Origin of the sequence: Rhodococcus sp. SBT000017 (assembly GCF_003688915.1) — a bacterium.
Taxonomy (GTDB): Bacteria; Actinomycetota; Actinomycetes; order Mycobacteriales; family Mycobacteriaceae; genus Rhodococcoides.
Window position 1 is genome coordinate 903192 of sequence record NZ_REFU01000001.1, and the last position, 11012, is coordinate 914203.

The following is an 11012-nucleotide window of genomic DNA, read 5'->3' on the forward strand; positions in this document are numbered from 1 at the left end:
ATGACCGCACACTCGACACGCTTTCGGCCGACGCGAGCAGGGATCGTCAACCTGTGGGACTACCGCGATCAGGAGTTCTCCTTCGCCGACGGTCGCCTGGTACTGCGTGGTCCCAACGGATCCGGCAAGACCAAGGCACTCGAAGTGCTGTTTCCCTTCGTCTTGGACGGCCGCATCGAACCCCGCCGACTCAATCCCTTTGCCGGAGAAGAGCGGACGATGAAATCCAACCTGCTCTACCGAGGGCAGGAAAGCGCGCATTCGTACGTGTGGATGGAGTTCGGCCGCGGTTCACGCGAGGACCCCGAATCGGTGACGGTCGGAATCGGAATGCGGGCCAGCCGCCACAACGACAAGGTGACCCGCTGGTACTTCGTGGCCGACGGTCGAGTGGGCGTGGACTTCTCGTTGTTGGGTTCCGACGACCGGCCGTTGACGAAGAAGCAGCTCGGTGAGCAGCTGGGTACCGACGCGTTGACCGATCGCCCGGTGGACTATCGCGCCGCGATCGATGCCCGCATGTTCGGGCTGGGCGCGCAGCGCTACGACCAACTGATCAATCTCATTCTGACGCTTCGTCGCCCGCAATTGGCCAAGAACCTCGACCCCAAGGGGCTCTCGCAGGCGTTGACCGACGGTCTGCGTCCGCTGGACGAGCAGCTGGTGCTCGAGGCAGCGCGCTCCTTCAGCGACATGGAAGAAGTAGGCCGGGCACTCGAAGGACTGGCGCAGGCCGATCACGCCGCCAAGAACTTCGTCTCGGTGTACTCCAAATACCTTCGGGTGCAGACCCGTTCGGATGTCGAGCAGGTCTCGCGCCGGCTCGAGGCGGTGACTCACGCGACCACGGCGCACTTTGCCGCTGCCGCCCTGAAGGACCGGCGGCTGCTGGAACGAGCGGCTGCGGAAACTCGATTCGACGAGGCCGAACGCGCCCTGGATCAGGCCGTGGCAGACCGCGAGACCCTGCAGCGCTCGAGCGCATACGAGGGCAAGCAGCAACTGGACGATCTGGCCGAGTCCGCTGCGAAGCTGGAGATCTCGACCGCCCAGCAGGCCGACCGCGCACGCAAGGCGCAGGCCGAACTGGAACAGCGCACCACCGAGGCGGCTCGCGCCGACTCGGCACTCCGGGACTCCGTTGCCGGGGTGACCCGTGCCGAGGAGGAACTGCAGACTGCGGCCGAGGACGCGGGCATCGTCTGGACGCCACTGCCCGGAACAGCCCGCAGCGATCAGATCAGCACCGCACTGCGTGGCCATGCCGAGGAGCGCGACGGCGACGTGCGGGCGGTGCGTGAGGCGCTGGGAACCGTCGAGAAGGCGTCGACGGAACGCGCTCGTGCGGAGAAGGCCGCATCGAAGGCTCGCGAGATGCTCGAGGCAGCGTCGGCTGCGGTCACCGAGGCCGAGGCGACCGTGGACCTGGAGAAGGCGCAGTTCGCCTCGGGACTGCGGGCCTGGTGGTCTGCCAATTCGGCGCTCTACTCCTCCGCGGGCATCACCTCCGCAGCGTTCGAGGCCCTCGACGCGGCGTTGGCGGGCATCGGCGACGACGATGCCCCGAGCCTGGAATCGGTGTTGGCCGACCAGACCGCAGACGCAGTCGACGGGCTTCGTGGCCGCCAGGCCCAGGCACGCGTCGACGTATCGACCCGCACGGCCGAGCTGAACGCGCTGCGTGACGAACTGACCCTGGTGCGCGCCGAACACGATGACGCGCCGCCGCCGTTCGCGGCACGAACCGATTCTCGCGTCGAACTCTCGGGCGCTCCTCTGTGGCAGCTGGTTCGGTTTGCCGACTCGGTGTCCCCTGCCGACGCGGCGGGGATCGAATCCGCACTGCAGGCGGCAAACCTGCTCGACGGCTGGATTCACCCGGTCGCGGACTTCCCCGTCGACTCGAGTTCGGAGCAGTATCTGTCGCCGCTACCGGAGGCCTCGAGGCCGACCGGGACCACCTTGGCGTCCGTCCTCCAACCCGAGCCCGGTACCGCCGTATCCGAATCGCGCATCCTCGACGTGCTGAACTCGGTGGCACTGCAACAGGATCAAGGAGCAGTCTCGGGCGGTGCCGTCTCGGTGGGCGTCGACGGTCGGTACTGGCAGGGGGTGCAGCAGGGCCGCCACACCAAGACCGATGCCGAGTACATCGGCGCGACGGCCCGTGCGCGGCGACGAGAGCAACGGATCGCCGAACTCGGTGCCGCGATCGAAACCGCAACCGCCGCACTGGCGGCCGCGACGGCCGACGAGCGCTCTGCCCGCGAGTTGGTCCAGGCACTGGCCGCGGCCGCCAAGCAACTGCCCCGAGTCTCGGCCATCGTGAAAGCGCAACGCGCGGTCACCGCCGCCGCCGGGGCGCTGCGCACCTCGAAGGAGGGGTCCGCAGCGGCCGACCGTGAATTCGACCAAGCGATTGCAGACCTGTCCGCGAAAGAGAAACAGCTGCGCACCGCCGCCGTGGCTCATCGCACCCCACACATCGGTCGAGACATCGATGCCCTCGCCGCGGCGATTCGGCATTTCGAGCACCAGGGCTCGGTGGTGATCCGCAAGCGCAGCGATCACACACGCGAAGCAGAACGCGCCCGCGAAGCAACCAACCGACTCGAAGAAGCAAGTGGCCTGGCCGAGGAGCTCGCCGAGGAAGCCGCCATAGCCGACGAGAACTACCGACAGCAGGTCCAACGCCTCGAGCTCCTGAGCGAAAAGCTCGGTGCCACAGCCGAACAGATCGACATTGATCTCGAGAACGCGCGCGAACGCATCGAGAAATGCCGCGCCGAGCAGCGGGCAGCGCGCAAAGCGGACAAGGAGGCAGGCGAAGCGATCGGCAAGGCCGAGGGGGCCTGCAACACAGCGCTGGAAAGCCTGCGCGGTGCCGTCACGGAAACCCTGGGCGACGCCGTGCGTCTCGCGCCCTACGCTCGGAAGGATCTACTCGGCATCCTCGGCGTCCACGAGGCGTACACGTGGCCGGCGAGCGACTCGGCGTGGCTCAGTGTGGAGCAGATTCTCTATCGAGTCCAGCAGGCCGAGGGTCCCGACGACGAGGTTCCGGTACTTCCGCCGGTGGTGCGCGCGCTGCATTCGGCACTCGATGCGGCGACGGCGTCGGTGAAAGTCAGTGACTCGAGCCGAAAGTCGACCCGGACGGCGCTGACGAGTGCGCTGCAGGAATTCGACTCGCAGCTCGCCGCATCGGGTCAGGACTACCGCCTGCAGTGGGATGCGCCGGACGGTTTGACCGTGGTCCGCGTCCAGGACGAGCAGGGCTACTCGTCGGTCGGAGACTTCGCCGACCGAATCGGTGCCGCGAGAGCCGATCAGGAGTTGCTGCTGACCGAGCAGGAGCGCCGAATTCTCGAAGATGCACTGCTGACCGGCCTGGCGCAGCAGATTCACGAGCGCACCGTCGACGCACGTGAGCTGATCGCGCAGATGTCCGCCGAGATGAAGCAGCGCCGCATGTCCTCGGGCAACACGATCGGTGTGCACTGGGTGCTCGCGGACAACCTCGACGACGGGGCCCGGGCGGTGTCCAAACTGCTCGACCGCGACGCCTCGGCGTTGAACCAGGACGATCTTGCCGCGATGCGAGCCCACTTCGCGTCGGAGATCAGGATCGCGCGTGCGGCCCATCCGGAACGGTCCTACCCCGAGATCCTGTCCACGACACTGGACTATCGCCGCTGGCGCGTGTTCGCCTTCACGCTCATCAGCGGCGACGGCAACGAGGATCGTCTCACCGTCGCACGCCACAGTGCGCTCTCGGGCGGTGAGCAATCGGTGTCGCTGCACCTGCCACTGTTCGCCGCGGCACACGTGATGCTTTCGTCCGCCGATCCACATTCGCCTCGACTGCTCGCGCTGGACGAGGCATTCGCCGGTGTCGACGACAACGGCCGCAGCGAATTGCTCGGTCTGAGTGTGCAATTCGATCTCGATCTGTTCATGACCGGATACGACCTGTGGATCACTTACGGGGACGTTCCCGGCTGCGCGCACTACGACCTGGCGCATTCGACAGCCGAGAACACCGTCAGCGCAGCTCTTCTGGTGTGGGAGAACGGCGAACTGTTCGCCGAGCACGACGGTACCGACCTCGCTGCCGCACTCGGGTCACCGCTGACGCGCCGTGTGCCGACCCGAACCGAAGGTGGGCTGGAGTTTGACCGGTAACAGCGAATGGCGCGGCAGCGCCGAATTGGCTGCACTGCTCGATGCGGCACGAAAGAAGTTGGAATCCAACTGGCTTCGTGTCGGCGGCAACATCACCGTCGACCTGAGCGACGCCCCGGAGCTGTGGCGTCTGTGCAGCGCGATCTCTCGGTCCAACTCCAGTCTGCATTCTCGGGCGCGCAGCACCAGGCTCGACCTCGAGCGTTTCGACGCGTGGTTGAGCCATCCGCTCAACGGCGGCCTCGGACTGATCGACACCCTCACACAGCAGGCCCCGTTGCAGAACAAGAAGAAGATCGCAGCCGACAAGGCTCAGGTCCGCGCGGATGCACTCGATCGGGCCAGGGAGGTTCTCGGCGGCGATACCGATCGCGAGTGGATCGAGCACTGGATCGCGTCGCTGCTCAATCAGGACGGCACTCTCGGGGGCCGCGTCGCCGTCGACGCGCTCGCGGTGGCGACACAGGTCCTGGCGCTGCTTCCGGTGGACGGGATGTCGCTGACCGAACTCGCGGAACTGGCCTGCGGTGATACGAAGGCGCTCTCGGGCGGCGGTGCCCCGAAACTCGTCCTCGACGCATTGTCGTTGCGCGAGAACGTCCCTCGACCCGTCGATCCGGTCGGCATCAGGGCGTTGTGGGAGACCGCCGGCGTGTCGGTCGACGCAGTGTCCAGCCGGGTGTTGGTACTCGGCTACCGCGTCGACGAAACCCACACGGTGGCTCGTTGGCTCAACGATGCGGCAGAGGAGGGCATCCCCTTCCCCGTCACCGTGGACATGCTCTCGCGCGGCCCGCTCACCAACAGCTCGTCCACGGTGTTCGTCTGTGAGAACGTGGCCGTGCTCGCCGCTGCAGCCCGCACCCTCGGTTCGAACTGCGCGAGCCTGATCTGCACCGACGGTCAGCCCTCCGCCGCTGTCCACCGGCTGCTGGGCTCACGCGCACCCGGCACCACCATCCGCTGGCGTGCCGATTTCGACTGGGCCGGAGTGCACATGGTGACCCGAGCCATCTCCCGATACGACGCCTCGCCGTGGCGCATGGACGTCGACTCCTACCGGGACGCGCTCGATGCACGGAATTCCGAACCACTGAAAGGTCATCCGACGGACAGTCCGTGGGACCCGGAACTGGCTGCCGCCCTCCGTGATTCGGGCCGGGCAGTCATGGAAGAACGGCTGATCCCGGATATGCTGACCGATCTGCGGCTGGGACCTGCGAGCTAGGTCGGGGAACGATCAGCGCAGCGGCACGCCGAGCAACGCGTCGACCGCATCGGCGAAGGCACCGGGTGCGCCCGCATCCGATCCGCCGCGTTCGACCGCGAAACTCGCCCACGCGTCGAGCGCATCGAGGGCCTTGGGGGTGTCCAGATCGTCGGCCAGATGCTGCCGCAACCGATTGATCACATCCTCGGCCGACGCCGCGCTCTCAAGCGCCGCCGCCCGGCGCCACAGGGCGAGCCGGGCGTGAGCCCGTTCGAGAACCTCGTCGGACCACGGCCGATCCTGCCGGTAGTGCCCGGCGAGCAGACCGAGCCGAACGGCACCCGAATCCACATTCTCGGCACGAAGTTTCGAGACGAACACCAGATTGCCGCGGCTCTTGGACATCTTCTCGCCGTCGAACCCGATCATTCCGGTATGCACGTAGTGACGCGCGAAACGCGGATCACCGGTCGCCGCCTCGGCGTGGGCGGCCGAGAATTCGTGGTGCGGGAAGATGAGATCGCTTCCACCGCCCTGGATGTCGAAGGCGGTACCGATGCGGTTGAGCGCGATCGCAGCGCATTCGATGTGCCACCCGGGCCGGCCCGGACCCCACGGCGACGGCCACGACGGCTCGCCCGGCCGCACCGCGCGCCAGAGCAACGCATCGAGTGGATCCCGCTTACCGACCCGATCGGGGTCGCCCCCGCGCTCGGCGAAGAACGTGTCCATCGTGGCGCGGTCGTAGCCGGACTCGTAGCCGAACTGCTCGGTGGCATCGGCACGGAAGTACACATCCGGGTATTCGGCATCGTCGACGACGTACGCCGCACCGGCCGCGACCAGCTTCTCCACCAGTTCGACGACCTCGTCGACGGACTCGACGGCGCCGATGTAGTCGCGCGGAGGGAGCACCCGGAGCGCTTCCATGTCTGCGCGGAAGAGCTCGATCTCACGAGCTCCCAGATCGCGCCAGTCCTCGCCGTCGCGGTCGGCGCGCTCGAACAGTGGATCGTCGACATCGGTGACGTTCTGAACGTAGTGCACGTCCGTGCCCGCGTCCAGCCACAGCCGGTAGATCAGGTCGAACGTCAGGTACGTCGCCGCGTGCCCCAGGTGGGTGGCGTCGTACGGGGTGATTCCGCAGACGTACATCCGAGCCGTCGAACCGGGGGTGACGGGACGGACCTGGCGGTCTGCGGTGTCGAACAATCGAAGCGCTGGACCCTGTCCTGGGATTGTCGGGATCTCCGGGCTCGACCAAGAATGCATGCAGCCGAGCCTATCCGAGCCCGATCAGAAGGCGGGCCAGGGTATGGGTCTGCTCGAGCGAGGTTCCGGCATGACGGGGCGGGCGATCAGCTCCTGTGCCCGGTCGAGAACCGCGACCGTTTCGGTCAGTGTGATCTTGTCGACCAGGCGCGGAGCGGTGACTGCGTCGAACGTCTCGACGAACCGCACCACGTCGGTCATCAACGCGTCGTCGACCGCCTGGCCTGCCCACCCCCACAGCACCGTGCGCAACTTGTTCTCGGCGTGCAGGCAGATACCGTGATCGACTCCGTACACGTATCCGTCGAGACCTTCGAGCGCGTGCCCGCCCTTGCGATCGGCATTGTTGAGGATCACGTCGAGAACCGCCATCCGCTGCAGCCGCGGATCGTCGGCGTGGATCAGCGCGATCTCCTCGCCCTCGCCGTCGTAGGCCTGCAGGACCGGAATCCAGCCCGCCGGAACGAGATCGGGACGGCAGATATCGACGAGGTCGACGCGTCCCTCGGCGTGATCATCGGGCGTGTCGATCCACTTCTGCACCATGCCGGGACCGAACGGCCCGTCGCGCAGCACCGTCGGCGGAATGACGCCCCAACCGAGAGCCTCGGAGATTTCGTACGACGCCACCTCGCGGCCCGCGAGAGTGCCGTCCGGAAAGTCCCAGAGCGGCACTTCCCCGCGAACGGGTTTGTACACGCACCGCACGGCCGTCTCGCCCTCGCCCGCCTCGCACACCAGCGTGGCGTTGCTGGCCGACACCACCCGACCGACGACGGTCAGGTCGCCGGTCTCCATGGTTTCGCGGCCCTCGAACGGCGGCAGTTCGACGGTCAAGACTCGTCGACCTCGGTCACCGGTCCGAACGTCGCACCGCGGCGGTAGCCGTTGGTCCTGATGCAGACGTGTCCCTCGGGAGCCAATGGCTGTCCGCACAGCGGGCACGGCGCGCGGCCCGCTGCGATGACGCGCTCGGACCGCACCGCGAATTCGCGGGCCTGCACCGGAGTGAGGAACACACGAACGGCATCGGGGCCCTCGTCGGTGTCGTCGAGAACGACGGATTCGTCCACCTCGACCTCGCTGACGGCGAGAAGTTCCACCACGACGGCGTTGGCATCGGCATCCCAGCCGAGCCCCATCGTTCCGACGCGGAACTCGGTGTCGATCGGAGTCAGCAACGGACTGGTGTCGACCGGATCGGTCTCCTCGGCCGGAACGTCGGCTCCGAAGCGGCGGTGCACTTCTTCGAGTAGCAGCCCCATCCTGTCTGCGAGTACCTGGACCTGCTGCTTCTCCAGCGCAACCGACACCACGCGGGCGTCGTGCACCGCCTGCAGGAAGAACGTTCGGTCGCCCGGTTCCCCAACGGTCCCGGCAACGAAACGATCAGGGGTGCGAAAAACGTGTATGGCGCGCGGCATTGCACCTCCTAACGACTCGAACAGCTCCGCGAAGCAATTCTCGGAACTTTCATTATCGGCCACAGATCGACCATGGACGGTATTGCTTGCCCTCCAGCCTGCCACCGATCGGGGTGTCAGCGCCGAATCGACGCTCTAGCGGCCTGCCCCACCACCGACGACCGCGTCGGAAGAGTCCGCGTTGCCCGATTCCGACGTGCTGGGCTCCTCGGCCTTCGGTACGAACGCACTCAGATCGGACCCGGTGTCGTTGGTCCGCAGCACGAAAGGACGCGTCGAGGTGTAGCGAACGACGCTGATCGATGCCGGGTCGGCAACGATGCGCTGGAAGGAATCGAGGTGGGCACCCATCGCGTCCGAGAGCACCGACTTGATCACGTCACCGTGCGAGCACGCCACCCACAACACGTCGCGACCGTGCTGCGCGGCCAACCGGGCGTCGTGCTCGCGCACCGCCTGCACCGCGCGTTGCTGCACCTTCGCCAAGCCCTCGCCCTCCGGGAACACCGCAGCCGACGGATGCTGCTGGACCACCTTCCACAGCGGCTCGGCCAGCAAGTCCTTGATCGCTCGACCGGTCCACTGGCCGTAGTCGACCTCCACCAACCGATCCTCGACCACCGGCGAAAGCCCGAGCTTGGCAGCCAACGGCTCGACCGTCTGCTCGCACCGCAGCAACGGCGAGCGAACGATCTCCGCGACCGGCAGATCACCGAGACGATCCGCGACCGCCTGTGCCTGCTCACGCCCACGATCGTCGAGCTCGACGCCGGCGCTGCGACCCGCGAGAGTGCCCGCGGTATTCGACGTCGAGCGGCCGTGCCGAAGCAAGATGACTGTCATTGCACCGAGCCTAATGAGGGTGAACCTACGTTGCCGAAACGACCCCGCCGGCCAGCAGACCGAGCACCACGACACCCAGCACGATGCGGTATCCCACGAACCAGTACAGCGAGTGGTTCGCGACGAACTTCAGCAGCCAGGCGATCGAGGCGTAGCCGAGCCCGAAGGCGATGATCGTGGCCACCAGCAGCTGCGGGCCCGACGCGGCCAGTCCCGAGCCGACGGGCTCGAAGGCGTCGGGCAGCGAGAAGAGACCGGAGGCGGTGACCGCCGGGATGGCGAGCAGGAACGAGAATCGCACTGCTGCCTCGCGTTCGAGCCCGAGGAACAGGCCGGCGCTGGTCGTCGCCCCGGAACGGGACACGCCGGGGATCAGGGCGAGACACTGCGCCAGACCCATCACGATGCCGTCGCGGGTGGTCAACTTCTCGATCGGACGTTCCTTCCGACCCACCTTCTCCGCGATCGCGATGACGACGGCAAACGCGATCAACATGAACGCGATGAGGTACAGGTTTCGGGCACCGGTTCGGATCTGGTCCTTGAACAGCAGGCCGAGAACGCCGATGGGAATGGTGGCGATGATCACGTACCACCCCATGCGGTAGTCGAGTCCGCGCTCGTCCTTCTGCTTGAGGCCGACGAACCAGGCCTTGACGATTCTGACGATGTCTCGCCAGAAGAACAGCAGCACAGCGGCTTCGGTGCCGAGCTGGGTCACCGCAGTGAAGGAGGCACCAGCGTCCTCGTTCCAGAACACACTGGACACGATGCGCAGGTGCCCGGACGAGGAGATCGGCAGGAATTCGGTCAGGCCCTGCACCGCGCCGAGGATGATCGCCTGCAGCCACGTCATGTCGATCATGCGGCGCCACCCTCCGAGATCGGTGTCGATGGACGGTTCACTATCGATGCGCGGCCGCCGGCCTGCCCCCTGAATTCGCGATTCACGGGCACGACCGTACCCGGCGCGGCACGTACGCACCGAGCGGCGCGGCGCACTACTGTGCACTGGCGGCAGTGCAGTTCGACACCGACGATCACACGTAAAAGGACATTCGGCACATATGAAGCAGAGATCGGTCGGCACCAGCGGACTTCGAGTCTCCAGACTCGGCCTCGGCACCCTCGGATGGGGTAGCGGAACCGACGGTGACGACGCCGCAGCGCAGTTGTCGGCGTTCGCCGAGGCCGGCGGCACGCTCGTAGACACGTCTCCGGCGTACGGGGACGGACGCGCGCAACGAGTGCTCGCCGAGTTGCTCGACGACGTGGTCCCGCGGCACGAATTGGTGATCAGCAGCGCAGCGGGGCTGAGTTCGCGCTACGGCCGCTATCACGTGGACTGCTCGAGGCGCGGATTGCTCGGCCAACTCGACGCCACGCTGCGCGAACTGGGAACCGACTACCTCGACCTGTGGCAGGTGGCGACGTGGGACCCGATGACTCCGGTCGACGAGGTCGCCGCCACGCTCGACTACGCCGTGACCAGCGGGCGGGTCCGCTACACCGGAGCCCGCGGATACCTCGGCTGGCAACTGGCGACGGCGGCAGGCGCAGCCGGTACCGGACACATCGTGGCCACTCAGGCCGAGTACTCACTGCTCGCACGCGGCATCGAGGACGAGCTGATTCCCGCCGCAGACCACCACGGCATCGGTGTCCTCGCCGCGATTCCCCTGGCTGGCGGCGTGCTGACAGGTAAGTACCGCAACGGAATCCCGGCCGACTCCCGCGGCGCCGACGAGGTGCACGCGGAGTCCGTGCTGACGTACCTGACCGATTCTGCGGTCAGCATCGTCGACGCTGCGGTCACCGCCGCCGACGGGCTGGCCACCTCTCCCCTGGTCGTCGCACTCGCATGGGCTCGGGACCGACCCGGAGTGAGCAGCGCCATCGTGGGCGCGCGGGACCTCGCGCAATTGATGGGCGCACTGATGGCCGAGGAACTCGAGCTGCCGCCCGCGATCGCGTCGGCCCTGGACGACGTCAGCGCCTGATCACCCGCAAACATCGGACAGGCTAACCTTCCGTTGTGACCGTCAATCGTCTCGCCGCCGTGCTCCTCGTCGCCGGAC

8 protein-coding genes are annotated in these 11012 nt (G+C 66.9%); 3 read left to right on the forward strand and 5 right to left on the reverse strand.

All coding sequences use genetic code 11. The annotated features are described in order from the left end of the window. Positions 1 to 4185 (forward strand): TIGR02680 family protein, encoded by a 4185-nt coding sequence (locus AYK61_RS03905; RefSeq protein WP_121869885.1) that lies wholly within the window; start codon positions 1 to 3, stop codon positions 4183 to 4185. Further along, positions 4175 to 5413, forward strand: coding sequence for a DUF2399 domain-containing protein (locus AYK61_RS03910; protein WP_259467927.1), 1239 nt, complete (start codon positions 4175 to 4177; stop codon positions 5411 to 5413). The genes AYK61_RS03905 and AYK61_RS03910 overlap by 11 nt, the downstream gene beginning before the upstream one ends. 12 nt (positions 5414 to 5425) lie before the next feature. On the opposite strand, the gene mshC is transcribed toward AYK61_RS03910, so the two are convergent. The 5 genes from mshC to AYK61_RS03935 all read right to left on the reverse strand — a co-directional run bounded on the left by mshC (position 5426) and on the right by AYK61_RS03935 (position 9790). Further along, positions 5426 to 6667: a cysteine--1-D-myo-inosityl 2-amino-2-deoxy-alpha-D-glucopyranoside ligase gene (gene mshC / locus AYK61_RS03915; RefSeq protein WP_121869886.1), complete on the reverse strand. Its 1242-nt coding sequence runs from the start codon at positions 6665 to 6667 to the stop codon at positions 5426 to 5428. A gap of 24 nt (positions 6668 to 6691) precedes the next feature. Continuing rightward, positions 6692 to 7465, reverse strand: a complete 774-nt coding sequence (locus AYK61_RS03920; protein WP_183130398.1) for an SCO1664 family protein — start codon at positions 7463 to 7465, stop codon at positions 6692 to 6694. 35 nt (positions 7466 to 7500) lie between these two features. Further along, complete coding sequence (locus AYK61_RS03925; RefSeq protein WP_037189325.1) at positions 7501 to 8091, reverse strand: DUF3090 domain-containing protein; 591 nt, start codon at positions 8089 to 8091, stop codon at positions 7501 to 7503. 135 nt (positions 8092 to 8226) lie between these two features. Continuing rightward, entirely contained in the window at positions 8227 to 8934 is a 708-nt protein-coding gene (locus tag AYK61_RS03930; protein WP_121869888.1) for a histidine phosphatase family protein, read from the reverse strand. A 25-nt stretch (positions 8935 to 8959) separates the two neighbouring features. Continuing rightward, entirely contained in the window at positions 8960 to 9790 is an 831-nt protein-coding gene (locus AYK61_RS03935; protein ID WP_397485411.1) for an undecaprenyl-diphosphate phosphatase, read from the reverse strand. A 211-nt stretch (positions 9791 to 10001) separates the two neighbouring features. On the opposite strand from AYK61_RS03935, the gene AYK61_RS03940 reads away from it, so the two are divergent. Continuing rightward, complete coding sequence (locus AYK61_RS03940) at positions 10002 to 10934, forward strand: aldo/keto reductase (protein WP_121869890.1); 933 nt, start codon at positions 10002 to 10004, stop codon at positions 10932 to 10934. Positions 10935 to 11012 lie beyond the last annotated feature (78 nt).